The sequence below is a fragment of the Streptomyces amritsarensis genome, assembly GCF_001953875.1.
GTDB lineage: Bacteria > Actinomycetota > Actinomycetes > Streptomycetales > Streptomycetaceae > Streptomyces > Streptomyces amritsarensis.
In genome coordinates, this window is the sequence record NZ_MQUR01000002.1 from 94,946 (window position 1) to 120,471 (window position 25,526).

Here is a 25,526-nt window from a genome sequence, read left to right on the forward strand (position 1 = left end):
CGCATGAACGAACAGCCGGAACAGAAGGACGCGTCTGCGGTCCCGGCCGACGGCAGGCGTCCGGTCCTGGAGATCGACGGGCTCGGGGTCCGGCTGCCCGACGACCGGGCCGGGCGGCCGATCCTGGACGGGGTGGACTTGCGGGTACGGCCCGGGGAGAGCGTCGGCCTCGTCGGCGAGTCGGGCTCCGGGAAGTCGGTGGCGTGCCGCAGCGTCCTCGGGCTGCTGCCCGCGGGCGCACGCACCAGCGGCGAGGTCCGGGTCGCCGGCCGGGACGTGCTCACCATGGGCCGTTCCGAGCTGGCCGAACTGCGGGCCCGGCAGGTCGCGATGGTCTACCAGGATCCGCGTGCCTCCGTGAACCCGCTGCGCCGAGTCGGCGACTTCCTCACCGAAGGGCTGCGTGCGGCCGGGACCCCGGCCGCCACGGCGGACGCGCGGGCCCTTGAACTCCTCGACGCAGTCGGCATCCGAGACCCGCGCGGCGCCCTGCGCCGCCGTCCCCACGAGTTCTCCGGCGGCATGCTCCAGCGGGTGGTCATCGCCGCGGCGCTCGCGGCCGAACCCGCGTTGATCGTCGCCGACGAGCCGACCACCGCCCTGGACGTCACGACCCAGGCGGAGATCGTCGACCTCCTCGCCCGGCTGCGGGCCGAGCGCGGCACGGGCCTGCTCTTCGTCACCCACGACCTCGAACTGGCCGCCACCGTCTGTGACCGGGTGTACGTGATGTACGCGGGCCGGATCGTGGAGACCCGCGGTACCGACGAGCTGTTCGACCGGCCGCGGCACCCGTACACCGCAGGGCTGCTCGCCTGCACGCCGAGCATCGAAGCGGGTGCGCCCGCGCCCCGCCCCATCCCCGGGCGTCCCGTCTCCCTGGCCGACGCGCCGCCGGGCTGCGCCTTCGCCGCGCGCTGCGCCCACGCGCTGCCGCGCTGCTCCGAGGAGAAGCCCGCACTCACCCGGCACGGCGACGGACTCGCCGCCTGCCACCGCGCCGACGAAGGGATCACGCTGTGACCGCCTCAGCGAAGGAGGGACCGGCCGTCGAGGGACCGGTCGTCGAGGGACCGGTCGTCGAAGGTCTGGTCGTCGAAGGTCTGAGGAAGCGGTACGGGGACCACACGGCGGTCGACGGCGTGTCCTTCTCCCTGGCACCCGGGGCCTCCCTCGCGATCGTCGGCGAGTCCGGCAGCGGCAAGACCACCACGGTCCGGATGCTCGTGGGCCTGGAGCGCCCGGACGGCGGGACCGTCCGCCTGGACGGCCGGGACCGCTCCACACGGCCCCGGCGGCGGGCGGAACGGCTGGCCAGGGCCCGGGAGATCCAGATGGTCTTCCAGGATCCCTACCTCTCGCTCGATCCCCGGGTGACCGTCTCCGGATGCCTGGACGAGGTACTGCGCCTCCACACCGATCTCGATGCGGCCGGCCGCGGCACCCGGGTCACCGGGCTCCTGGACCAGGTCGGCCTCGGCACACGCGAGGCCACCGCCCTGCCCCGCGACCTCTCGGGCGGCCAGCGGCAGCGCGTGGCGATCGCCCGCGCCCTTGCCGTGGAGCCCCGGGTCCTCGTTCTCGACGAAGCCGTCGCCGCGCTCGACGTGTCGATCCAGGCGCAGATACTCGAACTCCTCGGTCGGATCCGCAGCGCCTCGGGGATCGGCTACCTGTTCGTCACGCACGACCTGGCGGTGGTCCGGCACATCGCCGACGAGGTCCTCGTGCTCAAGTCCGGTCACGTCGTGGAGACGGGTCCGGTCTCGCGGGTCCTGGAGGCCCCGGACCACCCGTACACCCGGCTTCTCCTGGACTCGGTGCCCCGGCGCGGGCGGTTCCCCGCAGGCCGGTGACCGCCGTCACGGCCCCGCGGGGAAATCGACATGACAGCGGTCATGGCAGCGCGGCGGCCCGCAAGGGTCGCTGACGAGGTCGGTGGATCCGGACCGCTCCTCGACCGGGTCAAGACGCGTGGGGAACCCTCGCACAAGGGATTGGTCCCCACCCGGTCCGCAAAAACGATCAAGGGGCCGTTTCGGATTGCTCCGAAACGGCCCCTGACCTACGACTCTCTCGAGTCGGGACGACAGGATTTGAACCTGCGACCCCTTGACCCCCAGTCAAGTGCGCTACCAAGCTGCGCCACGTCCCGATGCCCGCTGACCTGGGGTTTCCCCTGGCCGAACGCGCATGAGAACGATACCGCATTTCTGTGGGTGGTCGCGCGCGCCTTTCCGGCACCGGGTCGCGATCAGGTCAGGTGGTGCCGGCTGCCAGCTCCGGATGGGCCGCGACCAGGCGCTTCGGGGCGGCCTGGAGCCAGGAGTCGGTCAGGATCGAGCGCAGCTCCGCCTCGTCCCGCACCGCGGCCAGGCGGACCCGGATCCACGCGTAGTGGTCGTCGTGGCCGGCGCGCAGGAAGAACTTCTCCGGCTCCGCCGCGATCAGCTCGGCCCGTTCCTCCTTGGGGCATTTCACCCCGATCGAGGCGTCGTCGTCGGCGAGCGCGGCGAAGATCTTGCCGCCCACGCGGAAGGTCGGCATGCCCCATGCCGTTTTCTCGGTGCTGTCCGGGAGGGACAGGGCGATCAGGCGGACGTGCTGCACGGTGGTGGCCATTCCCGGGACTCCTGTCCGGTCTGCGGCTCGGGTGGATCCCCGTTCGACGACCGTAGCGCCCGCCACCGACAACCGAACTCATGCGCGCCGGTCCTCACGCTCGTGCAGCAGCGCCACCAGCTCGGCCGCCAGCTCCTTCGCGGTGGCGAGCCCCGCCGTCCCCCACCGCCGCGGCACCGCGTCCACCGCGCACACCGTGCCGAGGACGATCCCGCGCCGGTCGGTCAGCGCCGCCCCCAGATAGGAGCGGACCCCGCTCCCGTCGACCACCGCGTTGCCGGCGAACCGGGCGAAGTCCCGCACGTCCTCCAGCACCAGCGCGCGCCTGCGCACCACGACGTGCGGGCAGTAGCCGTGGTCGCGGGGCAGGACCCGCGCCGGGTAGCCGCTGTCGGGGGCGTCGGGCGCGTGGTGCAGGCCCGCGAAGAACTGCCGTTCCTCGCCGACGAAGTTCACGCCCGTGTAGGGGGCGTCGAGGACGTCCGCCACGTGCCGCGCGAAGGCGTCCAGCTCGGTGTCCACCCGTTCGCCCAGCCCCATTTCGCGCAGCCGGACGGCTCGCGCGGGCGCCTCCCGGTCCACGGGCGTGAGCAGCAGGTGTCCGGTCGATTCGTAGGAGAGCGTCATGTTTCCCCCGGCTCCGGTAACAGTGGCGTTGGTGTCGTCGTTGTCGCTCGGGTCGCGGACGTGCACAGCAGGTGACGGACCAGGGTTGCGAGCGTCACCGTCCCGGAGCTCGTCAGACGCGCGTCGCAGCGTACGACGGGTACGTCGGGGCCCAGTCCCACCGCGTTCCTGACCTCGTCGGGCGTGTAGCGGTGGCAGCCGTCGAACTCGTTGACGGCGACGACGAAGCCGATTCCGCGCCGCTCGAAGAAGTCCACGGCCGGGAAGCAGTCCGCCAGGCGGCGCGTGTCCGCGAGCACCACGGCGCCGAGCGCGCCCGCGCACAGTTCCTCCCACAGGAACCAGAAGCGGTGCTGGCCGGGCGTCCCGAAGAGGTAGAGCACGTGGCGGTCGTCCAGGGTGATCCGGCCGAAGTCGAGCGCGACGGTCGTCGTGGTCTTGGCCTCCACCCCGTGCAGCGGGTCGGCGTCGGCGCCGAGGTCGCTGAGCAGTTCCTCCGTGCTCAGCGGCTCGATCTCGCTCACCGCGCCCACGAAGGTGGTCTTCCCCGCCCCGAAGCCCCCGGCGACCAGCACCTTCAGCGTCACGGGGGCGTCACAGCCGTCTGCGTAGGCCATCGAGCACCGCCAGGAGGAGTGACTGGTCATCGGCGGCGTACGAGCCTCCGCCGGGGAACCGCGGCGACTGCGCCATCACGGCCCCGTAGTCCATGAGATCGGACAGCAGCACCTTGACCACCGCGGCGGGGAGCCGCAGCTGGCCCGCCAGTTCGGCGACGGTGACCGCCGCCGAACTCGCGCACAGCCGCAGCGCGTGGGTGTGCTCGGCCCCGAGCGGGACGCGCGGGCGCACGCCGGTCGCGGTCATCAGCGACAGCAGGTCGAGCGCGATGCCCGGTCTGGTCCGGCCGCCGCTGGCGGTGTACGGGCGCATCACGCGGCCCGCCGAACCGTCGACCCACGGTGTGTCGTGCCCTTTTCCGTACGCCCCCCTGCCGCGGGCCCTCATCGCTCCACGTTCGCGGCGGGCCGCCGGGGCGCGGCCGCGAGGTAGGGGCGGACGCTCTTGACCAGCATCGCCATCTCGTAGCCGAGGACACCGGCGTCGGCCTCCCGGTCGGCGAGGACGGCCAGGCAGGTCCCGGATCCGGCCGCGGACACGAAGACGAGCGCCGTGTCGAGCTCGACCACGACCTGCCGTACCTCCGCCCCCTCGCCGAAGCGGGCGCCGGCGCTCCGGCCGAGTGAGTAGAGGCCGGAGGCGAGGGCCGCCATGTGGTCGGCGCTGTCGGGGTCCATGCCGTGTACGCAGGTCACGAGCCCGTCGGCGGTGAGCAGGACGGCACTGCGGGTGTACGGCACGCGTTGGACCAGGCCGCTGAGCAGCCAGTCGAGGTCCGAGAGCCGGCTGCCGGTCTTCATCGCCATTTCGCCGCCCATGGTGGTGTGCTCCTTGCCGAGGGTGCTGGGGGGTGCCGAGGGGGCTGGGGTGCCGAGGGGACTGGGGGTGCTGGGGGTCATGCCTGGTTCTCCGACTGCGCGCGGCCGAAGCCCCGCTGGAAGGCGGCCATGAGGCCCGGGTCGTGCACGGGCTGCTCGCCGTCCGCGGGGCGCCGCGGGGCGGGTGCGTCGCGCAGTTGGGGCGCGAGGTGCTGTTGGGCGCGGCGCCGGGGCAGCATGGGCCGCTCGCCCGCGTCGTGCCCGGCGGGCTCCCCGGGCCTGGCCCCGTCCGACGGCCCACCGCCGGATCCGGACCAGGCGTCCGCCGCGGAGCCTGGGTCGCCGGACGGCGCAGACCGGCCGTCCGCCGTGGGACGGACCGGCACCGCCCTCGGCCCGGCCGCAGCCCCTGGCCCGCCGTCGGCCACGGCCCAGGGGCCCGTCGGCGCCGACTCCGCCGGGACCGCGCCCCGCAGCTCGGACGGGCTCGCGGTCGCGTCCCACGCCGCCCACCAGCCGGGTTCGGCCGAGGGCCTGCTGTCCTCCGCCGAGCCGGCCACCGACGCGGCCTGCGGCCCGGCCTCCGGCTCTGACCAGGGCTCGGGCTCGCCCGACCGCCCGACCTCGGAACCGGGCCGGCCCGACGGCTCACCGCCGGCCACGACCCATGGGTCCGCCGACGGCCGAGGGGCCGGCTCGGCTTCCTGCCTGCCGTCCAGCGGCCCGCAGTCGGCCGCGGCGCTGGTGGTCCCCCAGAACCCGGACAGCGGCTCGGACGTGTCCTCCGCCCGGGCGGGCTCCCGGCCGTACGGCGGGGCGCCTGCCGGCTCGGGCGCCGCCTCCGGCCCGGTCCCGGGCCCGCCCTGCGCCGAGCCGGGCTCCCGGGCGGCCTCCCGCCCCACCGGCACAGCCGCCCCGGGCTCCGCCCGCCGACCGGCCACGGACCCCGGCCGGGCCACCGGCCCCGACGGGTCCGCTTCAGATGCCCAGGCGTCCTCCGCCCGGGCGGGCTCCCGGCCGTACGGCGGGGAGGTCGGGGTCCCCGGCCGGGGCGGCGGTGCTCCGCCGGTGCCCGTCGTGGTGGCGCCCCAGGACTCGCCGGGCGGGGGCCATGCGGTCGGCGCGGGTTCGCGGCGGGAGGCGGGGGCGGCCGGGTCCGCGCGGCGGGGCAGCGGCATGCGTACCGGCTCCAGGGGCGGCGTCACCCGCGAGCCCCCGGCAGCGTCGCCCGCCTCGGCCGCGCCCAGCAGCTCCAGCGGCAGCACCAGCACCGCGAGGACGCCTCCGTAGATGTTCGACTTGAGCTCGACGGCGATCCCGTGCCGCCGGGCCAGCGTCGAGACGACGTACAGGCCGATCCGCCCGTCCGCGAGCAGGCTCCGGACGCTGACCTGGTCGGGGTCCCCGAGCAGGGCGTTCATCCGGTGCTGTTCCTCCGGCGGCATGCCCAGCCCCCGGTCCTCCACCTCGACCGCGATCCCGGCGGTGACCCGCTCGGCGCGCAGCACCACATCGGTGTCGGGGGCGGAGAACACCGTGGCGTTCTCGACGAGTTCGGCCAGCAGGTGCACCACGTCGGCGACGGCGTGTCCGCGTACGCTGCCGCCCGCCGGCGGCACGACCTTGACCCGGGTGTACTGCTCGACCTCCGCGACCGAGGAGCGGAGCACCTCGCTCAGGTCGATCGGCCGGGTCCACTGGCGGCGCGAGGCCGCGCCGCCCAGCACCGCGAGGTTCTCGGCGTGGCGGCGGATCCGGGTGGCGAGGTGGTCGACGTGGAAGAGCTCCCTCAGCAGGTCCGGGTCCTCGACCGTGTCCTCCAGCTCGTCGAGCAGCGCGATCTCGCGGTGGACGAGGGACTGGAGCCGGCGGGCGAGGTTGACGAAGACCTCGACCTTGCGCTCGCTGTCGGTCGGGGCGGCCGGCCCGGCCAGCCGCAGCAGGGTCGTGTGGGCCTGTTCGCGGGCGCCGCGCAGCTCCTGGGAGAGCAGCCAGAACTCGTCCACGCCGGCCGGGTCGCCCCCGGTGGGGGCGGCGTTCGGCCCGCCCCGGACCGGCCGGGGCGGAGCTTCGCCCCGCTCCAGGCGGTCGGCGGCCGTCCGCAGCTCCTGGCGGCCGCGCACGCTGGAGCGGCGCAGCGCCTCGCACCGGTCGCGTACGGCCTTCGCGGCACGCTGGGCCCCGAGCAGGGCGGCGGCGAGGGCGCCGACCGTGAGCAGGGCGCAGCCGGTGAGGACCGGCCAGAGGCGGGCGTCGCGGTCGCCGGCTCCGCCGCCGAGCTGGAGGGTGAAGATCACTGCGGCGGCGCCGCTGAGCGCGGCGGCGAGCGTGGGCAGGAGCGCGGCGCGTACCAGCTGGGGTCGTATCTGCCGGGCGGGCCCCGTGACGGCGTGTCTCGACGGGGCGTGGCGGGCGGCGCGGAGTCCGGACATCGGCGTCCTCGGTACGTGGGGCCCGGCCCCCAGCGTTCCCGGGGCCCGGTGTTGATCACCGGATACCCACGCTAGACCCCACCATCCCGCCGCGGACTGCCAGTTGGAGAACTTCGCGGGGGTGCTTCCCGCTCCCGGTGGAGCGCTCGCACAGCAGCCCGAAATGCGCCGGTCAGGCCGCTGTCACCGCCCGGCGGCGCCCCTCCGCGCGCCCGGGAGGGGACGGGACGGGCGGCGGGGGCGAACGGCGTGCGGCGGGCGACCGCCCCCGCCGGTCGTGCGCGCGCCGGCTACGAGCCGACGGACTCCGGCTTCTCCTGCCCGCTCACCGCCGACGACGCCACGCGGGCCGCTGTCGCCGCCGCTGCGCCGGCCTCGTGCGGCGGCACGGCCGCAGGCCCGTCCACCGGTCCGCCGGCCGTCGCAGCCCCGGCGACGAACGGCCGCCACCACGGCTCGGCGGGTGCGCCCTCGGCGCCGGGCTCGAACGGCTGGCCCGGGATCGGCAGCGCGACGGCCGCTCCGGCCCCCTCCGCGGCGGCCAGGGTGCCCTCGCCCGGCTCGTCCCACGGGTGCAGGGCCAGGTTGAAGGTGCCCCAGTGGATGGGCAGCATCGTGCCGTGCGGGGTGCCGCCCTGGAGGTCGAGGTGGGCGCGCATGCCCTCCTCGGGGGTCATGTGGATGTCCGGCCAGTACTCCGAATAGGCCCCGATCTGGATCATCGTGGCGTCGAAGGGGCCGTGCGCGGCGCCGATCTCCGCGAAGCCGGGGAAGTAGCCGGTGTCGCCGCTGTGGTAGATCCGGTGCTCGTCGCCCGCGACCACCCAGGAGGCCCACAGGGTGTGCTGCTGGTTGCGCAGGCCGCGGCCGCAGAAGTGCCGGGCGGGGGTCGCCGTGAGGGACAGCCCGGCGATCCGGGTGGTCTCGTTCCAGTCGAGTTCGCGCAGCCGGTCGGCCGACACGCCCCACCGCTCCAGGTGCGCGCCGACTCCGAGCGGGACGGCGAAAAGGGTGTCCGTACCGGCCAGTGCCTTGATCGTCGGCAGGTCGAGGTGGTCGTAGTGGTCGTGCGAGATGACCACGACGTCCACCTCGCCGAGCGCGGCCAGCGGGACCGGCACCGGGTGCAGCCGCTTGGGGCCGGCGAAGGGGAAGGGGGAGCAGCGCTCGCCCCACACCGGGTCGAACAGCACCCGGTGCCCGTCGATCTCGGCGAGCACGCTGGAGTGACCCATCCAGGTCAGGCGCAGGCCGCTCGTGGGCGGCTTCGCCAGGTCAGCGAGGGTGGTCGGGTGCACCGGGATGGCCGCCCCCGGGCTGCGGCGGAGCCGCTGCTCGCGGTGGAAGTAGACCTTCGCGAACTCCGTCATCGACCCCGAGGGCCTGTTCCGGGCCCCGACCGGGTTCTGGAAGACGCCGTCGGCGAAGTTCGGCGAGCGGCGGATCCGCTCCAGCCTGGCGCCGGACGGGTCCGCGCCGAAGGCTTCGGGCCGCATGGCGCGCAGCCGCGGACGGAGGGGACGGGAGCCGGTCAAAGCGCCTCCAGGGAGGATGGGGTCGGTGCGGTCGTAGCGCTACGACCATCCCAACGCACACCGGCCCCGAAGGATTCCGCCCGCCCCTTCCGCCCGCCCCTCCCGCCTGCCCCTCCCGCCTGCTCTCGCGCCTTCGCCCCGTCGCCCCGCGGCTACAGCGGGAGCAGGTCCGGGCGCTTCGCCTCGACGTGGTCGCCGGAGGACTCGCCGCGCAGTCGGCGGCCGATCCAGGGCACCAGGTATTCGCGGGCCCACTGGATGTTGTCGCGGGTCACGTCCACCGAGCCGCGCGGGCGCAGCTGCGGCCACGGCTGGTCGGGGTCGGCGGGCACCTCCATGCCGAGCACCTGTGCGGCGCGCAGTGCGACGCGGGTGTGGCCCTCGGGCGAGAGGTGCAGCCGGTCGGCGTCCCAGGCGCGCCGGTCCTGTACGGACTTCAGCGACCAGAGGTCGAGCACGGGGCAGTCGTAGCGGTCGGCGATGGCCCGCACGTGCGCGCTGTACGTCGCGACCTTGCCCCGGATGTGCTTGAGGACGGGCACCCCGCGGGTGTCGAAGCCGGTGGTGATCATGACATGGCCGACGGCTCCGGTGAGGTCGGCGACGGCCGCCTCGAACCGTTCCGCCACGTCGTCCGGGTCGCTGCCGGGCCGGATGATGTCGTTGCCGCCCGCGCAGAAGGTGACCAGGTCCGGGGCGAGGGCCTTGGCTCTCGGCACCTGGTCCGCCACGATCTGGTCGAGGAGCTTCCCGCGCACCGCGAGATTCGCATACCGGAAGTCGTGCTCTTCGCGCTGATCGGCCAGGAGCACGGCGAGCCGGTCCGCCCAGCCGAGAAACGTGTCCCCGGGCCCCGGGTCCCCCACGCCCTCTGTGAAGCTGTCCCCGATCGCCGCGTACGAGCCGATGGTCTTGAGTTTCGTCGTCGTCGCTGCCACGAGAACCCATCCTTCACTCCCGTAACCAACCTACGCCAACGTAATGAGGGGTTGACGGGCCGTGATCTATACCACGCGAGAGGTAAGGAATAAGTACACGTGGGGCCGGGACCCCCCTCGGGTCCCGGCCCCACGCGTGTCCGCGGTCCTCGGCGGCTGCCGTCAGAGGCTGGCGCCCTTCGAGCGGAGGTAGGCGATCGGGTCCATGTCCGAGCCGTAGGACGGGCTCGTGCGGATCTCGAAGTGCAGGTGCGGGCCGGTCGAATTGCCGGTGGAGCCGGAGAGGCCGATGCCCTGGCCGGCGGTGACGCTCTGGCCGGAGGAGACGGAGAGCTGGGACAGGTGGGCGTACTGCGAGTACTTGCCGTCCGCGTGCCGGATGACGATCTCGTTGCCGTACGAGCCGCTCCAGCCGGCGGAGACCACGGTGCCCGCGCCGACGGCCTTGACGGTGGTGCCCATGGGGGCGATGAAGTCGACGCCGGTGTGGTAGCCGGAGGACCACATGGCGCCCGCGACCTTGTACTGGGTGGAGACGCTGCCGCTGACCGGGGCCACGAATCCGGAGGCCGCCGGCTGTGCGGCGGGCGCCTCGGCGGGGGCGGCCTGGGTCTCGGGGGCGGAGTCCCGCTGCGCCTGCGGGGCGGCGGGCTGCCCGGCCCGCTTCGACTCGGCCTTCGGGGCAGCCTTCGAAGCGCCCTCGGGAGCGGTGCGCGGGGCGGGGACGGTGACCGGGGCGGCCTGGCCGCGGCCGCCGAGGGCCAGCTTCAGGCCGGGGTGGATCAGCGACGGGTTGCTGCCGACCGCCTCGCGGTTGCGCTCGTACAGCCGCTGCCAGCCGCCGGGCAGGTCGTGCGCGGCGGCGATCTCGGAGAGGCAGTCGCCCGGGACGACCGTGTAGAGGCTCGGCGCGGCCTCCACGGCTGCCGCGGGGGCGGCCTGGGGGGCGGTGGGGACCTGCGGGGCCACCGCGGGTGTGACGGCGGGGGCCGCCGCCGGGGCGCCGGCCGCGTGGGCGCCGGCCGCGCCGATCAGCGGCAGGGCGAGGGCCGCGCCACCGGTGCCTGCGACCGCGAATCCGCGGGAAATGGAAAGGGACTTGGGACGGCGGTGCTTACCCTTTGCAGGCATGACGCATTCCTCTCCGGCGCCTGCGAGGTGAGCTGTCGGGTTCGGACTGGAGATGTCCGGCCGCGCATGTACGGGACATGAACGACTTCACCCCGAGCCGTTTCGGAGAAAGGATCTCCGGCACAGCGGCTTACCTGGTTCCCCCGCTCCTGCCGCGCGAAATGGTTCGGTTGCGGTTTCCGGGCGGCGGCAGGATTCGGCGATCCACCCGGATCGATCGCGAAGGTAATCCCTTGCGGGCGGGCCGAACAAGCCGTGAATTCCCTGACGCATTCACAGGTATGAGGGACCGCCGGAATTTCGGTCACCCTCCGTCCATTCCGCTCCGCCAACAGCCGCGCCCACCGGGCCATTCGGCTCCGGCGATCAGGCACTCACGGTCACCGTATGATCTGGCTCACGGGGCGGTGCCCGATCTCGCCTCCGGATATGGCAAGTTGGCGCCAAACAGCTCAATTCGGACAGACGCCCCAAGAGAAGGCGAGGAGTTCCCGTGACCCAGCAGATACAGGAGCCGGAGCTGACCGGAGTGCGCAATTTCCGCGATGTGGGCGGATTGCCGACTTCTGATGGGCGAAGGGTCACAACGGGACGACTGTTCCGAAGCGGACATCTCGCGCATGCCACCGAAACCGATGCAGAGTTCCTCACTTCGCTCGGCCTCCACACCATCTTCGACTTCCGCAACGGCGCCGACCACGCCCTGGAGGGACCGGACGTCGAACTGCCCGGCGTGCGGAACGTCAACATCCCGCTCTCGGACCCGGCGGACGGCCGGGAGTTCTGGCGGCTGGTCCGCGACGGCGACCTCGACCAGCTCCGCTCCATCCTGGGCGACGGCAAGGCCGCGGCCCGGATGGCGAACTCCTACCGCGGGATCATCCGGACCCGTACCGCCGAGCACAGCCGGGTCGTCCACGCCCTCGCCGAGGACAGCGTCCCCGCCCTCCTGCACTGCGCGGCCGGCAAGGACCGGGCCGGCCTCTCCGTCGCCGTCACCCTGCTCGCGCTCGGCGTCGAGCGCGAGGCGATCGTCACGGACTACCTGGAGTCCAACGCCCCCCACCGCCGCTACCGGGTGCACCGCAGCTCCGCGTCGGCCGAGGCCCGCTCACCCGAGGTGATGGAGCTGCTCGCGCCGCTCTTCGACGCCCGCGCCGAGTACCTGACCGCCGCCTTCGACACCATCGACGAGGTCTGGGGCGGGGTCGACCACTACCTGGCGGAGGGTCTCGGGCTGCAGCACGAGACCCTCGACCGGCTCCGGGACCGACTGTTGGTCTGATCCCGGGACCGGACCGGGGACCCGGACCGGGGCCCTGGGACCCGGGGCCTGCGGGGACCCGGGGCCCGGGCCGGGACCTGGGACCCGGACCGGGCACGCAGGGCGTCAGCGCGCGGCGACCGCCTGCTTCACCAGCGTCCGGCCGAAGTCCCACATCAGACCGGACCCGCCGTGCGCCTCGTCCATGACCTCGCGGAAGGCGCCGACGAACCGGTCGACGTCCTGCTCGTCCAGGACCAGCGGCGGAATCAGTTTGATCACCTCCAGGTGGTCCCCGGAGACCTGGGTGAGGATCCGGTGCTTCTGCAGCAGCGGCACCACGACCATCTGCGCGAAGAGGCCCTTGCGGGCCGCCTGCAGCATGGCCCAGCGGCTGCGCAGCCCCAGCGACGAGGGCCGCCCGAACTCGATGCCGATCATCAGGCCGCGTCCGCGCACCTCGTGCAGCAGCTCGTACTCGTCCACCAGCGCCGCGAGGCGCCCGCGCAGCAGGTCGCCGGTCGCCCGGGCGCGGGCCACGAGGTGCTCGTCCTCCATGACGGACAGCACCGCCAGCCCGGCCGCCATCGCCTGCGCGTTGGACCCGAAGCTCGCGGAGTGCACGAGGACCCGGTCCATGGACGAGTAGACCTTCTTGAAGATCCAGTCCTTGCCCAGGGTCGCCCCGACCGGCACGTAGCCGCCCGACAGCGCCTTGGCCACGCACACCAGGTCCGGCTCCACGCCCGGCTCGTGCTGGTACGCGTAGAAGTCGCCGGTACGCCCCAGCCCGGTCTGCACCTCGTCCGCGATCAGCAGCGCCCCCCGCCGGTGCAGCAGCTCCTGCGCGGCGAGCAGGAATCCGGGCGGCGCCGCGAGGACCCCCTTGCCCTGGATCGGCTCGACGACGAAGGCGGCGACGTCGCCGCGCTTCAGCTCCCGCTCCAGGGCGGCCAGGTCGCCCAGCGCGACCTGGGTGTCGGGCAGGAGCGGGGCGAAGCCGTCCCGGAAGCCGCCCTCGCCGTTCACCGAGAGCGAGCCGGCGGTCAGCCCGTGGAAAGCGTGGTCGCAGTAGAGGATCCTGGGCCGCCCGGTGGCGTACCGGGCGAACTTCAGGGCCGTCTCCACCGCCTCGGTTCCGCTGTTGCCGAAGAAGACGCGGTCCAGATGGGGGCTGTACGACAGGAGCCGCTCGGCCAGCAGCCCGGGCAGCGGCTGGCAGTCGAAGCGGGTGAGGTCGGCGAGCTGGGCGTCCAGCACGTCGTGCAGGGCCTGCCGGACGACGGGGTGGTGGCGGCCCAGGCCCATCACCCCGAAGCCGGCGAGCATGTCGAGGTAGTCGTTGCCCTCGGCGTCCCAGAAGTGCGCTCCCTCGGCCCGCTCGTAGACCTTGTCGAAGCCGATGGTGCGCAGCATCCGGGGCAGTTGGTGGTTGAGGTGGCGGGAGTGCAGCTCGTACCGCTCCGCGCCGCGTGCGGCCAGGAGCGCGCCGAGGTCGAAACCGCCGCCCCGCTCCCCTTCCGCCGGGCTCATGCCGACCTGTCCCGGTTGCCTCCGACCGTCTCCCGGGCGGCCCGCAGGGATTCCTTGAGGGACCCCATGGTGGCGAGGACGGCGGTGGGCTCGTAACCGCAGTGCGCCATGCAGTTCGCGCAGCGCGGGTCCTTTCCGCGGCCGTACTTGCTCCAGTCGGTCTCTTCCACGAGTTCCCGGTACGTCGGGACGTAGCCGTCGCTCATCAGATAGCAGGGGCGCTGCCAGCCGAAGAGGGAGTAATTCGGAATGGCCCAGGCCGTGCAGGGGAAATCGGCCTTCCCTTCCAGGAAGTCCAGGAAGAGCGGGGAGTGGTTGAGCCGCCAGCGCCGCCGGTTGCCGCCCGCGAACGCCTTCCTGAAGAGTTCGCGGGTCTGGTCGACGCCCAGGAAGTGCTCCTGGTCCGGTGCCTTTTCGTAGGCGTAGGCGGGCGAGATCATCATTTCGTCCACCTGGAGGTCGTCATTGAGGAAGTTGAGGACCTCGATGATCGTCTGCGGTGTGTCGGTGTTGAAGAAGGTGGAGTTCGTGGTCACCCGGAATCCACGCCGCTTGGCTTCCTTGATGGCCTCGACCGCCTCGTCGAAGACGCCTTCCTTCGCCACCGACTCGTCGTGGCGCTCGCGCAGGCCGTCGATGTGCACGGCGAAGGCGAAGTACGGCGAGGGCGTGAACTTCTCGATCTTCTTGCGCAGGAGCAGCGCGTTGGTGCAGAGGAAGACGTACTTCCGCCGTGCCACCAATTGCCGCACGATCTCGTGGATCTGCGGGTGCATCAAGGGCTCCCCGCCCGCGATGGACACCATGGGCGCGCCGGACTCCAGTACGGCCCCGACCGCCTGGGCCACCGGCATGCGCTGCTTGAGCACTCCTGCCGGGTGCTGGATCTTCCCGCACCCCTCGCAGGCCAGGTTGCACGCGTAGAGCGGCTCCAGCTCGACGATCAGCGGGAACTTCTCGCGCTTGCGGAGCTTCTGTTCGAGCAGATAGGTCCCGACCCTGATGGTCTGGCGCAGCGGCATGGCCATCTGGCTCACCTCCTGGGGAGCAGCGAAGAACGGTGCCATTCGTAAAACGCGGGCAGTACGGCACGCAGGACACGGAAGGCCGATATTCCCCCGCGCACCGTGCCGATTCGGACGAGCTCGTGCTCCGGGGCGTCCACGATCACCCGGACGGCCGCAACGGGGCGGCCCCCGCCCCGGACCGCGGCCCAGAGGGTCGCGGCGGACTCCATGTCGACGGCGACGGCGCCCGTGGCGCGCAGGTGCGCGCGCTCCTGGCCGCGGACGACGTGGTCGGACCCGGTCAGCGGGCCGGTGTGCACGGTCCGGCCGGGGGCGGCCCGGGCCAGCGCCTCGGCGAGCAGCGCGGTCCCGGTGCAGGGGACGGTCCCCCGCGGGTCGCGGGCCTCCTGCGCGACGACGAGATCGCCCGGGTTCATGCCGGGGACGAGACCGGCGCAGAAGCCGGTGGCGAGGACGGCGGCCCGCTCCGTCCCGGGCGCCTCCAGGGCCCGGCGGACGGCCCGTTCGGCCGCGCGCGGGCCCATCCCGGTGCGCAGGAGGGTGTACGCCCCGGCCTGCGCGTGGGGCGTACCGCGTACCGGGCCGCGCCCCGCGCTGCGCAGCGCCACCTGCTCGATGCGCAGGGCGCACGCGACCAGCAGCGGCCCGCCCCCGTCCGCCCGGTCGCCCTCGGCGGCGGACATCAGTGGCCCCCGGCGGGTGAGCCTGCCGGGGCGGACGGTTCCCCGTACAGGTAGCGGCCGAGCGCCGTCAGCGGGAACACCTGCCGGTACAGGTGGTAGTTGATGGAGAAGTCCCAGGGGAAGCCGGTGCCGGTGAAGTACGGCTCGTCCCAGGAGCCGTCCTCGCGCTGGGTCCGTACCAGGTGGGCGACGCCCCGTGCGACGGCCTCGCCGTCGCGTTCCCCGGCCGACAGCAGCGCCATGAGCGCCCACGCGGTCTGCGAGGGGGTGGAGGCGCCCTTCCCGGCCCACGAACGGTCCTGGTAGGAGCGCTGGTCCTCCCCCCAGCCGCCGTCGTCGTTCTGTACGGATTCCAGCCAGCGCACGGCCCGCCGGACCGCGGGGTGTGCCGGCGCGATGCCGGCCGCGGTGAGGGCGGGCACCACCGAGCCGGTGCCGTAGACGTAGTTGGTGCCCCAGCGGCCGAACCAGCTGCCGTCCGGCTCCTGTGCGTCGAGCAGCCAGGCGATGCCGCGCCGGGTGCGGGCGTCGCCCGCCCGGCCCTCGAAGGCGAGCATCTCCACCACGTGGGCGGTGACGTCGGCCGACGGCGGGTCGATGACTTCGCCGAAGTCGCAGAAGGGCAGCCTGTTCGGGAAGGGGCTGGTGTTGTCGGCGTCGAAGGCGCCCCACGCGCCGTCCTTGGACTGCATGCCGAGGTTCCAGGACACCCCGCGGGCGATGGCGGCGTCGACGCGGACCGGGTCCGGGTGCTTGATCCGGCGCAGGGCGAGGACGACTTCGGCGGTGTCGTCGATGTCGGGGTAGGTGTCGTTGTGGAACTCGAACGCCCAGCCCCCGGGGGCCAGGCCGGGCCGGCGCACCGCCCAGTCCCCGGTCCGGGTGATCTCCTCGCCGAGCATCCAGTCCGCGGCCTTGACCAGGGCCGGATGGTCGGGTCGCAGGCCTGCGTCGGCGAGTGCGATCGCGGCGAGGCAGGTGTCCCACACCGGGGACTGGCAGGCCTCGATCATCCGGGCGCCGTCCTCGCGCCGCACCGCGAACCGGTCCAGCGATTCCAGCCCCGCGCGCATCACCGGGTGGCCGAGGTCGTAGCCGAGCAGGTGCAGCGCGATGAGGGAGTACACGGCGGGCGGCTGGATCCCGCCCCAGCAGCCGTCGTTCTCCTGGCGTTCGACGATCCAGCGGGCGGCGGTGTCCATGGCCGCCTTGCGCAGCCGCCGGGGGGCGAACCGCCGGTAGACGTGCAGGGCCTTGTCCATGCGCTGGAAGACGCCGTCCCAACTGGCCAGCGGCGCCAGGCGGGGTGGGGGGCAGGGGGTGCGCGCGTCGGTGTGCAGCTCGTCGAGGGTGAAGGGGGCCGGGCGGACCGGGCGCAGCGCGGAGACCACGGTGAGCGGGACGATCGTCTGGCGGGCCCAGCAGCCGAAGTCGTAGATGTTCAGGGGCACCCAGGGGGGCAGGAACACCAGCTCGGGCGGGAGTTCGGGCAGGTGGTCCCAGCTCCACCAGCCGAAGAGGGCGAGCCAGATCCGGGTGAAGACGCGGGCGGCGGCGATTCCGCCGTTCGCCCGGATCCAGGCCGAGGCGCGGCTCATGTGCGGGGCGTCCGGCGGGTCCCCGGCCAGGCGCAGCGCGACGTAGGCCTCGATGGTCGCGGAGAGTTCGGGCGGTCCGCCGTGGAAGGTGGCCCAGGTGCCGTCCGTGCGCTGCTCGCCGCGGATGAAGAGGGCGGCGGCGTACGTGGTGGCCTCGTCCCGGATGCCGAGGAACTGCCGCAGCAGGAGGTCCTCGGCGTCCATGGTGACGTTGGTCTCCAGATCGCCCTTCCACCAGCCGGCGGGGTCCTGGCGGTCCAGGAGGTGCCGGGTCGCGCGCGCGGCGGCCTCGTACACCTCGCGCGGGCTGCCGGCCGGCGGTTCGGGCAGGTCCGCCGCGGTGCGCCCGGTGCCGGGCGCGCCCGGCTGCCGGTAGGAGTGCGGCGGGCCCGGTCGCCGGACCGGCTCGGGTGGGGCGGCGATCCGCTCCGTGACCGCCACGGGGACGGCGGGTGCGCCGCCGGCCGCCGTCGCGGCTGCGGGAGCCGGGTCGGGCGGGCCCGCGAGCCCGTACTCGGCCCCCGGGGCGGCCGCCCCGGCGGGGCCGGGCGGCGGGGCGCCCGGGGTGGATTCGCTGCCGGCGCCGGCGCTCTCCGCGCTGCCGTCGGTCGTCGCTGTCATGGCTTCCCCTTAGAACAGTGTCCTGTGCTGTGCTGGGGTCTGCCGTCGGCCGGTGCGCGCCCCCCTCAGGCGGCGGCGCCGGCCGGCGACTCGCGATTCATATCCGCTGTCGGGTGGCGGTCACCTCTTGCGTACGACGACGAAGTCGGCGAGGTCGACGAGCTGTTCGCGCACCCGCTGCGGCATGTCGACGTCGTCCAGGGCCCGGATCGCGACGGCGTGCTGGCGGCGCGCCTCGTCCGCGGTCCACTGGCGGCCGCCGGCCTCCTCGATGAGTGCCGCGCGGGCCGCGAACTCCTCCTCGGAGAAGTTCTCGAAGTCGCTGCTCTTGGCGTCGGCGGCGAGCAGTTCGGCGAGCTGCTCGGAGGCGGGCCCGCCGGCGGCGAGGGCGGCGACCACCGGCAAAGACTTCTTGCGCTGGCGCAGGTCGCTCCAGGTCTGCTTGCCGGTGGACTCCGGGTCGCCCCAGATGCCGAGCAGGTCGTCGACGGCCTGGAAGGCGAGGCCGAGGTGGTAGCCGTACTCCTCCAGCTTGTCGGCCGTACGGTCGTCCGCGCCGCCGAGGACGGCGCCGATGGAGACCGCGCAGGCGAGCAGGGCGCCGGTCTTGTTGCCCTCCATCTCCAGGCACTCCTCGACGCTGACGCGCTCACGGTGCTCGTAGGAGATGTCCTGGGCCTGGCCGTCGATGAGCTTGCGGCTGGCGGTGGTCAGCCGGCGGGTGGCGCGGCCGGCCTCGACGGTGCCGAGCTCCAGCAGGACCTCGTTGGCGAGGGCGAAGAGGGCGTCGCCGACCAGGATCGCCTGGGCGGGTCCGTGCACCTTCCACACGGTGTCGCGGTGGCGGCGCTGCTCGTCGCCGTCCATCAGGTCGTCGTGGAGCAGCGAGAAGTTGTGCACGAGCTCGACGGCGACGGCGCCGGGGATGCCGACCTCCGGCGCGGCGCCCGCGGCTTCGGCGGAGAGCAGGGCGAGGGCGGGGCGGACGGCCTTGCCGCCGTCGCCGTCGGCCGGGTGGCCCTGGGCGTCGATCCAGCCGAAGTGGTAGGCGGCGACGGTGTCCATGGGCGCGGCGAGGCGGTCCACGGCCGCGCGGAGGGCGGGGGTCGACATCGTCCGGCCGCGTTCCAGGAGGGCGACGGTGTCCGCCTTCTCCACGCCCCTTCCGGCTGCGCCCACACTGGCATCCGTGTTCTCGACAGCCGGGTTCCCCGGGTTCACTGGCTCTCCTCTTGTTCCTGTACGTGTGGTGCTCGTGGTGCTCGTGGTGGTGGTCGTCATGCCGCCTCCTGCAGAGGGTGTTCGCGGTGGCGGCCGAGCGCGGCGAGTGCGGCCTGGGCCGCGCTCAGTCCGCTCCGGACGGCGCCCTCCATGGTCGCGGGCCAACCCGTGGCAGTCCACGCACCGGCCAGGTAGAGCCCCGGCGTGTCGGTCCGCGCCCCGGGGCGCAGCCGGCCGACGCCGGGCGCGGGTGCGAAGGTCGCCGTCCGCTCCCGGGTGACGAAGAAGTCCCGTACCTTGGCCCCGCGCGCGGCGGGCAGCAGCCGCTCCAGCTCGGGCAGGTACTTGCCGCGCAGCACCGAGACGGGCTCGTCGATGTCGTCCTGGGCGGCGGACTGCGACAGCGCCAGATACTGGCCGCCGTCGGGGAGTCCGGAGGAGTCGGTGCGGTCGAAGACCCACTGCACCGGCGAGCCGAGTGCGGCGAAGAAGGGCTGCTTGAGCACCTTGCGGTCGTAGACGACGTGGACGTTCAGGATCGGTGCGGTGCCGATGTCGAGGAGCTTGTCGGGGTCGGCGAGGGCGCCGGCGGGCAGCAGTCCGTGCGTCTCGCGCTGCGGTACGGCGAGGACGACGGTGCCCGCGTCGAGGGACTCCTCCTCGGTGTCGACCCGCCAGGCCCCTTCGGGCGTACGGGTCACGGCCGTGACGCGGGTGCGCAGCCGGGTGCGTACCCCGGCCGCGTCGAGCTGCTTGCGGGCGAGGGTGTCGTGGAGCTCGCCGAGCGGTACGCGGGCCCAGCCGATGTCGGCCGCGCCCTTCTCGGAGAGCAGGCCGGTCTTGAAGACCATCGCGGCCAGGCCCAGCGAGGAGTGTGCGGCGTTGGCGTTGAGGGTGGCGATGCCGACGAGGTCCCACAGGGCCTCGATGGTGCGGGCGGACTGGCCGTAGCGGCCGAGCCAGGTGGCGAAGTCCAGGCCGTCCAGGGCCGGGTCCCCCGGGTCGAGGCGGCGCAGGGCGAGGGCGGCGCGTCCGACGCTCGCGCGCTCGGCGAGGGACATGTGCGGGTAGCGGGCGAGTGCTCCGGCGAGGTGCAGGGGCACGGGCAGGCCGCCGCGGCGCAGCCGTCCCAGGCGCGGTCCGCCGGGGTGGGCGACGTCGAGGACGGGTACGTCGAGCCGGTCCTGGAGCGGGGCGAGGGCGGTGCCCCCGACGCGGTCGAGGAACCACCGGTAGGCCGTGCAGCAGCGGAGGTAGACGTGCTGACCGTTGTCGACGTCGAGGTCGCCGCGCTTGAAGGAGAAGGCGAGCCCGCCGAGTCGGGGGCGGCCTTCGAGCAGGGTGACGCGCAGCCCGGCGTCGGCGAGTTCGAGGGCGGTGGTGACGCCGGCGAGTCCGCCGCCGACGACGACGGCGTGCTGGTCGGTACCGGTCATGCGCCCTCCCCCGTGGTGCAGTGGCCCGCCGGGCCGGCCGGCAGGTCCCGGGCGGGCAGGCCCGATCCCGTCGAGGTCTCCCGCCCGGCCCGGCCGCCGTCCGCGAGGAGAGACGCGCCGGCCGCCGGCGTGGTTGCCCGGGCAGGCGCGCGCTCGGGGCGGAGCGCCGGGCTTGTACGCCGCAGGTCGCCGGCGCACGCCGGGTGGGCGCCCGGTGGTGTCCCGGGGGTGCCGGGCGCGGCGGCGGGCGCGCCGGTGGCCGCAGCCGTGAGTGCGCCCTCCCGGCCGGACGGGAGCTTGCGGGCGGAGCCTGCGGGACGCAGCACGCCGGACGGGCCGGACGGGAGCGGGGTCGGCAGGGCCGGGAGGTGCCTGCGGCCGGTGCCGGGCCGCCGCCGGGCAGCGGCGGCGGCGGTGGGCGGCGGGGCCGCCTTCGTCCGGGTCGTCACATCCGCCTCCGGGCGGCCTGGCGGGAGACGGTGCGCGCGTCGAATCCGGACAGGCCCCGCACGGCCACGTACGCCTTCTCGTGCGGCGGCAGCGAGACACGGCCGCGCAGGACGGCCTCCGGCTCCCGCTCGATGCGGTCGAGGAGGCGCCGGTAGATGCCGGCCATGGCGGCCACGCAGGCGCCGCTGCGCCGGTCGAGCATCGGCAGCAGCCGGTAGCCCTCGGCGAACAGGGAGCGGGCGCGGCGGACTTCGTGGTGGACCAGTCCGGCGAAGTCGGCGCCGGCGGGGAGCCGGCCGGCGCGGAAGCCTTGCGAGCAGCCGAACTTGGCGAGGTCCTCGGCGGGCAGGTAGGTGCGTCCGTTGCCGGCGTCCTCGCGGACGTCGCGGAGGATGTTGGTGAGTTGCAGGGCGAGGCCGAGGGTGTCGGCGTACTCGCCGGCGCGCGCGGCGTCGGGCGTGCCGGGTGCTTGGACCGTGCCGAAGACGCCGAGCGAGAGCCGTCCGATGGCGCCGGCCACGCAGCGGCAGTAGGCCTTGAGGTCGTCCCAGGTCTCGTAGGTCTCGCCGCGGACGTCCATCAGCACGCCGTCGATGAGCTCGTCGAGGCCGCCGAGCGGGATGGGGAAGCGCCGGGCGGCGTGCGCCAGGGCGACGGCGACCGGGTCGGTGTCGTCCTCGTCGACCTCGCCGGCCCGGATCCGTCCGAGGACGGCGCGGGTCTCCTCCAGGCGCGCGAACTTCGCCTCGGTGGGCAGCGTGCCGTCGCCGATGTCGTCGACCCGCCGGGAGAAGGCGTAGAGCGCGGACATGGCATGGCGCTTGTCGGTGGGCAGCAGCCGGATTCCGTACGCGAAGTTGCGCGCCTGTGAACCGGTGACGGCCTCGCAGTAGCTGTAGGCCGCCGAGACAGGTGCGGAGACCGCGGTCTGTGCGGAAGCGTGTGTGGGGCCCTCCACGGTCGGGCTCACCTCTTTCTCGGCGCTGTGCGCAGGACGGCGGCAACCTCGCGGAGCAGGCCGCTCTTGGTGGATGTGGGCGGGCCGGGGAGTACGTCGAAGCCGGCGGCGGTGACGGCTCGCAGGGCGGCCCGCCCCCCTCCCACGAAGCCCGCGAGGAGCAGGCGGAGCCTGCCGTGCACGCTACCCACGAGCGGGACGCCGTCATCCAGCAACGCGCGTGCGCGCTCGGATTCGAACGCGACGAGGGCGCGCACGGAGGCGCCGGCGGACGGGGCGGCCAGGTCGGCCTCGGACACGTGGAAGCGCCGCATGTCCTCGGCGGGCAGGTAGATCCGGTCGCGGCCCAGGTCCTCGGCGACGTCCTGGACGTGCTCGACGATCTGGAGGGCGGTGCAGACGGAGTCGGACAGGCGGATCCGCTCGGGGGTGCTGGTGCCGGTGAGGGACAGCACGAGGCGGCCGACCGGGTTGGCGGACAGCTCGCAGTACGCCGCGAGGTCCGCGTAGGTCGCGTAGCGCGTGACCCGCTGGTCCTGGCGGTTGGCCTCGATGAGCCCGAGGAAGGGCTCGGGGGTCAGGCCGTGGGTGCGCACCACGGGCCGCAGGGCGAGCAGCAGGGGGTGGCGCGGGGGGCCGTCGGCGGAGCCGAACACGCGCAGCAGGTCGGTCTCGAAGGCGTCGAGCATGGCGAGCCGGTCGTCGACCGCTTCCGGGTCGAGCCCGAGGAGGACGGCGTCGTGTCCGCCGGGGGCGAGGTCGCCGTCGCCGATGTCGTCGACGAGGCGGGCGTATCCGTAGACGGCCGTCAGCCCGTCGCGCCAGGCGCGGGGCAGGAAGACCGGGGCGACGGGGAAGTTCTCCGCCGCCGCCTTGTCGAGGGTGGCGCTCACGTGGGCCGTGTCGGACAGGGGTCGGATGCCGTGCCCCGGGTTCACCGCCCGCCGCCCGGGGCGGGGACGGCCGCCGTCCCTGGGGGCCGGAGAATTCCCGTAGCCATTGCCGTCACATCTCCCGTTCTACACTGCCGACCCATTACATCCTATTTCGGACACGCCGCCGGGGTTTTCCCGGGGCTGTCCCAGGGCCGTTCACCTGCGGGGAATCGTCCCCTCTTGCCGTGATTCAGGACCGCCTCAGCTTACGCTGTAGAACGTCGCGGAGGCCGCTCGGGTATTCACCGCGCCACCGAATGTCGCCGCGCAATACGACAACGGGCCTGCGGCGTAATGCACCTGCATGCTTAAGGCCCCCGCCGCGCTGAGCGGCGGGGGCCTTCGGTGAAGCGGGGAAGCGCCCCGGAAGGCGCCGCGCGGCCCGGAGGTCAGCCGTTGGTGGCCTTCTCGTATGCCGAGACGACTTCCTCCGTGGGCCCGTCCATCAGGAGCTCGCCCTTCTCCAGCCACAGCACCCGGTCGCAGGTGTCCCGGATGGACTTGTTGTTGTGGCTGACGAGGAAGACCGTGCCGGCCTTCTGGCGGAGTTCCTTGATTCGGTTCTCCGAACGCACCTGGAAGGAGCGGTCACCGGTGGCCAGGGCCTCGTCGATCATCAGGACGTCGTGGTCCTTGGCCGCCGCGATGGAGAACCGCAGTCGCGCCGCCATGCCGGAGGAGTAGGTGCGCATCGGCAGGGAGACGAAATCGCCCTTCTCGTTGATGCCCGAGAAGTCGACGATGCTCTGGTAGCGCTCCTTGATCTGCTCACGGGTCATCCCCATGGCGAGACCGCCGAGGACGATGTTGCGCTCGCCGGTGAGGTCGTTCATCAGCGCGGCGTTCACGCCCAGCAGCGAGGGCTGGCCGTCGGTGTAGACCTTGCCCTCCTCGCAGGGCAGCAGGCCGGCGATGGCGCGCAGCAGGGTGGACTTGCCGGAGCCGTTGGAGCCGATGAGGCCGATGGCCTCGCCGCGGTAGGCGGTGAAGGAGACACCGCGCACGGCGTGGACGCGGCGCACGCCCGGGGCGTCGCCCTTCCTCCGGCGGACTATCTTGCTGAGCGCGGCGGTGGCCGCGCCCTTGCCGCTGCTGCCGGTGTTGACGCGGTAGACGATGTGGACGCCGTCCGCGATCACGGTGGGGACGCGCCCCTGGGTGTTGTCAGCCACGGCCGTAACGCTCCTCAGACTTCCAGAAGTACACGAAGCCGCCGACGCCGATCACCACGGCCCAGCCCACGGCGAAGAGCCACACGTGCGGGGGCAGGTTGCTCGCGCCGTAGTCGTCGATCAGGGCGAACCGGATGAGGTCCATGTAGATCGCGACCGGGTTCCACAGCAGCACGTCGCTGATCCACTGCGGCTGGTCCTTGAGGTAGATCCCGATCGGGAACATCACGCCCGAGGCGTACATCCAGGTGCGCATCACGAACGGCATCAGCTGCGCCAGGTCGGGCGTCTTGGAACCCATCCGAGCGAAGATCATGGCGAGGCCGGTGTTGAAGACGAACTGCAGGGCCAGCGTCGGGATGACCAGGAGCCAGGACAGCCGCGGGTAGTTGCCGAACGAGACCGCGATCACGAAGACGACGATCATCGAGTACATCAGCTGCTGGAGCTGCTGGAGCGAGAACGACACCGGCAGGGAGGCGCGCGGGAAGTGCAGCGCGCGCACCAGCCCGAGGTTCCCCGAGATCGCCCGGACGCCCGCCATCACCGAGCTCTGCGTGAAGGTGAAGACGAAGATGCCCATCATGAGGAAGGGGACGTAGACGCCCTTGGGCATCTCCCGGCCCGCGCCGAGGATCAGCCCGAAGATCAGCCAGTAGACCGCCGCGTTCAGCAGCGGGGTCGCCACCTGCCAGACCTGGCCGAGCTTCGCCTGGCTGTACTGCGCGACCAGCTTGGCCCGGGAGAAGGCCATGATGAAGTGGCGCCTGCCCCAGAGCTGCCGCACGTACTCGCCCAGACCGGGCCGGGCGCCGCTGACCGAGAGGCCGTACTTGCTGGCGAGCTCCGCGGCGCTGAGCCCCGCGTCTGCGGACGGCGGCCTGCTCGTGGCGAGGGCGCCGTCGTGGGTTGTGTCACTCACAAGTTGAAACTTTCGTCTTCAAGATGCGGCCAGGTGGGCATCAGGCTGGTGGCTCGAGACCCGTGATCGCGTCATGTTCCCAGACGCGGGCTGGTCAGATGACGGGAGGGCGGCCCAGTCGGGTCAACCGCCAGACCGTACGCCATCTCATCGGGCGGCGGGGTCCGCAGGGAGTGGTCCATCCCTCGCGGAATCCGCCGAACCAGGCCTTGAGCGCGGGTCCCGAGGGCTTCCGTAGGAGCGTCAGCAGGAGCCAGACGCCCAGGTAGACCGGGACCAGCGGTGCGGGCAGGTTGCGGCGGGCGAGCCACACGCGGTTACGGGCCACCATACGGTGGTAGACGGCGTGCCGGGAGGGGGCAGTTGTCGGGTGGAGCAGCACCATGTCCGCCCGGTAGTCGATCAGCCACCCCGCGTCGAGTGCGCGCCAGGCCAGATCGGTCTCCTCGTGGGCGTAGAAGAACTCCCCCGGCAGGACTCCGGCCTGCTCGAACACCTTCGTGCGGACGGCGTTGGCACCGCCGAGGAAGGTCGTCACGCGCGAGGACCGCATCGGGTCCGAGGCCCGCAGCCGCGGCACGTGCCGGCGCTGCGTCCGCCCGGTGTCCGGATCGGCGATGCGGAAGCTGATGATCCCGAGTGCGGGGTCCTCGGCGAAAGCCTGCCGGCACAGCTCGGCGGTGTCGGTGCGCTCCAGGAGCCCGTCGTCGTCGAGGAAGAGCAGCGCGTCGACGTCACGGCCGCCGGGGCCGAAGGCCTCGATGCCGACGTTGCGGCCGCCCGGGATGCCCAGGTTCTCGGGCAGGTCGACGGAGCGCACCCCCGGGGGCAGGTCCGCGACCTCGGCCACGCGTACGCCCTGGCCCACGACGACGACCTCGACCGGGTCGCCGTCCTGGCGGGCCACCGAGTCGAGGAGCGCCTTGAGCTCGTCGGGCCGGTTGCCCATGGTGATGATCACGGCGCCCAGCCGCATCGGGG

Annotated in this window: 24 protein-coding genes, 1 tRNA gene and 1 riboswitch; of the genes, 3 read left to right on the top strand and 22 right to left on the bottom strand. The window is 73.4% G+C overall.

Annotated elements, in window-relative coordinates; all coding sequences use genetic code 11:
* Nucleotides 1–3 precede the first annotated feature (3 nt).
* Together AVW11_RS01575 and AVW11_RS01580 are read left to right on the top strand one after the other, a co-directional pair.
* Nucleotides 4–1,023: an ABC transporter ATP-binding protein gene (locus AVW11_RS01575; protein ID WP_076043021.1), complete on the top strand. Its 1,020-nt coding sequence runs from the start codon at nt 4–6 to the stop codon at nt 1,021–1,023.
* Nucleotides 1,024–1,088: 65 nt separating this feature from the next.
* On the top strand, nt 1,089–1,856 hold the full coding sequence (locus AVW11_RS01580; RefSeq protein ID WP_240528109.1) for an ABC transporter ATP-binding protein: 768 nt from the start codon (nt 1,089–1,091) through the stop codon (nt 1,854–1,856).
* 225 nt (nt 1,857–2,081) lie between these two features.
* Here AVW11_RS01580 and AVW11_RS01585 read toward each other — a convergent pair.
* From AVW11_RS01585 to AVW11_RS01630, 10 genes are all read right to left on the bottom strand, one after another.
* A tRNA-Pro gene (locus AVW11_RS01585) sits at nt 2,082–2,155 on the bottom strand.
* 104 nt (nt 2,156–2,259) lie between these two features.
* Nucleotides 2,260–2,622 (bottom strand): MmcQ/YjbR family DNA-binding protein, encoded by a 363-nt coding sequence (locus AVW11_RS01590; RefSeq protein ID WP_076042982.1) that lies wholly within the window; start codon nt 2,620–2,622, stop codon nt 2,260–2,262.
* A gap of 78 nt (nt 2,623–2,700) precedes the next feature.
* A complete protein-coding gene (locus AVW11_RS01595; protein ID WP_060179187.1) occupies nt 2,701–3,249 on the bottom strand; it encodes a GAF domain-containing protein in 549 nt (182 codons plus the stop codon).
* Nucleotides 3,246–3,866: a GTP-binding protein gene (locus AVW11_RS01600; protein WP_051700738.1), complete on the bottom strand. Its 621-nt coding sequence runs from the start codon at nt 3,864–3,866 to the stop codon at nt 3,246–3,248. The genes AVW11_RS01595 and AVW11_RS01600 overlap by 4 nt, the downstream gene beginning before the upstream one ends.
* Nucleotides 3,844–4,182 (bottom strand): DUF742 domain-containing protein, encoded by a 339-nt coding sequence (locus AVW11_RS01605; protein ID WP_030854423.1) that lies wholly within the window; start codon nt 4,180–4,182, stop codon nt 3,844–3,846. Before AVW11_RS01605 ends, AVW11_RS01600 begins: the two co-directional genes overlap by 23 nt.
* Nucleotides 4,183–4,253: 71 nt before the next feature.
* The gene (locus AVW11_RS01610; RefSeq protein WP_381786732.1) at nt 4,254–4,688 is read right to left on the bottom strand and encodes a roadblock/LC7 domain-containing protein; all 435 of its coding nucleotides are present in this window, start codon (nt 4,686–4,688) and stop codon (nt 4,254–4,256) included.
* 77 nt (nt 4,689–4,765) lie between these two features.
* Complete coding sequence (locus tag AVW11_RS35580) at nt 4,766–7,120, bottom strand: sensor histidine kinase (protein ID WP_076042983.1); 2,355 nt, start codon at nt 7,118–7,120, stop codon at nt 4,766–4,768.
* Nucleotides 7,121–7,410: 290 nt separating this feature from the next.
* Entirely contained in the window at nt 7,411–8,616 is a 1,206-nt protein-coding gene (locus tag AVW11_RS01620) for an MBL fold metallo-hydrolase (protein WP_078096392.1), read from the bottom strand.
* 191 nt (nt 8,617–8,807) lie between these two features.
* Nucleotides 8,808–9,593, bottom strand: coding sequence for an SGNH/GDSL hydrolase family protein (locus tag AVW11_RS01625; protein WP_030847359.1), 786 nt, complete (start codon nt 9,591–9,593; stop codon nt 8,808–8,810).
* A gap of 162 nt (nt 9,594–9,755) precedes the next feature.
* The gene (locus tag AVW11_RS01630; protein ID WP_076042984.1) at nt 9,756–10,724 is read right to left on the bottom strand and encodes a LysM peptidoglycan-binding domain-containing M23 family metallopeptidase; all 969 of its coding nucleotides are present in this window, start codon (nt 10,722–10,724) and stop codon (nt 9,756–9,758) included.
* A gap of 2 nt (nt 10,725–10,726) precedes the next feature.
* A riboswitch (cyclic di-AMP (ydaO/yuaA leader) is annotated at nt 10,727–10,906 on the bottom strand.
* Between the two features lie 311 nt (nt 10,907–11,217).
* Here AVW11_RS01630 and AVW11_RS01635 point away from each other — a divergent pair.
* Nucleotides 11,218–12,009 carry a tyrosine-protein phosphatase gene (locus tag AVW11_RS01635; protein WP_076042985.1) on the top strand — a complete coding sequence of 264 codons (792 nt, stop codon included), beginning with the start codon at nt 11,218–11,220 and terminating at the stop codon, nt 12,007–12,009.
* A gap of 105 nt (nt 12,010–12,114) precedes the next feature.
* On the opposite strand, the gene AVW11_RS01640 is transcribed toward AVW11_RS01635, so the two are convergent.
* The 12 genes from AVW11_RS01640 to AVW11_RS01695 form a co-directional block, all read right to left on the bottom strand.
* A complete protein-coding gene (locus AVW11_RS01640; RefSeq protein WP_076042986.1) occupies nt 12,115–13,521 on the bottom strand; it encodes an aspartate aminotransferase family protein in 1,407 nt (468 codons plus the stop codon).
* Nucleotides 13,518–14,549 (bottom strand): adenosyl-hopene transferase HpnH, encoded by a 1,032-nt coding sequence (gene hpnH / locus AVW11_RS01645; RefSeq protein WP_030847349.1) that lies wholly within the window; start codon nt 14,547–14,549, stop codon nt 13,518–13,520. Before hpnH ends, AVW11_RS01640 begins: the two co-directional genes overlap by 4 nt.
* Nucleotides 14,550–14,554: 5 nt before the next feature.
* Nucleotides 14,555–15,232, bottom strand: a complete 678-nt coding sequence (locus tag AVW11_RS01650; protein ID WP_076042987.1) for a phosphorylase family protein — start codon at nt 15,230–15,232, stop codon at nt 14,555–14,557.
* Nucleotides 15,232–17,451: a squalene--hopene cyclase gene (gene shc / locus AVW11_RS01655; protein WP_240528102.1), complete on the bottom strand. Its 2,220-nt coding sequence runs from the start codon at nt 17,449–17,451 to the stop codon at nt 15,232–15,234. Before shc ends, AVW11_RS01650 begins: the two co-directional genes overlap by 1 nt.
* Nucleotides 17,452–17,571: 120 nt before the next feature.
* Nucleotides 17,572–18,732, bottom strand: a complete 1,161-nt coding sequence (locus tag AVW11_RS01660) for a polyprenyl synthetase family protein (protein ID WP_199818541.1) — start codon at nt 18,730–18,732, stop codon at nt 17,572–17,574.
* On the bottom strand, nt 18,729–20,108 hold the full coding sequence (gene hpnE / locus AVW11_RS01665; RefSeq protein WP_076042989.1) for a hydroxysqualene dehydroxylase HpnE: 1,380 nt from the start codon (nt 20,106–20,108) through the stop codon (nt 18,729–18,731). Before hpnE ends, AVW11_RS01660 begins: the two co-directional genes overlap by 4 nt.
* Complete coding sequence (locus tag AVW11_RS01670) at nt 20,105–20,557, bottom strand: hypothetical protein (RefSeq protein WP_076042990.1); 453 nt, start codon at nt 20,555–20,557, stop codon at nt 20,105–20,107. The genes hpnE and AVW11_RS01670 overlap by 4 nt, the downstream gene beginning before the upstream one ends.
* On the bottom strand, nt 20,554–21,528 hold the full coding sequence (gene hpnD / locus AVW11_RS01675; RefSeq protein WP_030847334.1) for a presqualene diphosphate synthase HpnD: 975 nt from the start codon (nt 21,526–21,528) through the stop codon (nt 20,554–20,556). The genes AVW11_RS01670 and hpnD overlap by 4 nt, the downstream gene beginning before the upstream one ends.
* Nucleotides 21,525–22,454, bottom strand: coding sequence for a squalene synthase HpnC (gene hpnC / locus AVW11_RS01680; RefSeq protein WP_206281866.1), 930 nt, complete (start codon nt 22,452–22,454; stop codon nt 21,525–21,527). The genes hpnD and hpnC overlap by 4 nt, the downstream gene beginning before the upstream one ends.
* A 386-nt stretch (nt 22,455–22,840) precedes the next feature.
* Entirely contained in the window at nt 22,841–23,623 is a 783-nt protein-coding gene (locus tag AVW11_RS01685) for an ABC transporter ATP-binding protein (RefSeq protein WP_030847328.1), read from the bottom strand.
* A complete protein-coding gene (locus AVW11_RS01690) occupies nt 23,616–24,545 on the bottom strand; it encodes an ABC transporter permease (protein ID WP_030847325.1) in 930 nt (309 codons plus the stop codon). The genes AVW11_RS01685 and AVW11_RS01690 overlap by 8 nt, the downstream gene beginning before the upstream one ends.
* A gap of 94 nt (nt 24,546–24,639) precedes the next feature.
* The gene (locus AVW11_RS01695; RefSeq protein WP_076042991.1) at nt 24,640–25,521 is read right to left on the bottom strand and encodes a glycosyltransferase family 2 protein; all 882 of its coding nucleotides are present in this window, start codon (nt 25,519–25,521) and stop codon (nt 24,640–24,642) included.
* Between the last annotated feature and the right edge of the window lie 5 nt (nt 25,522–25,526).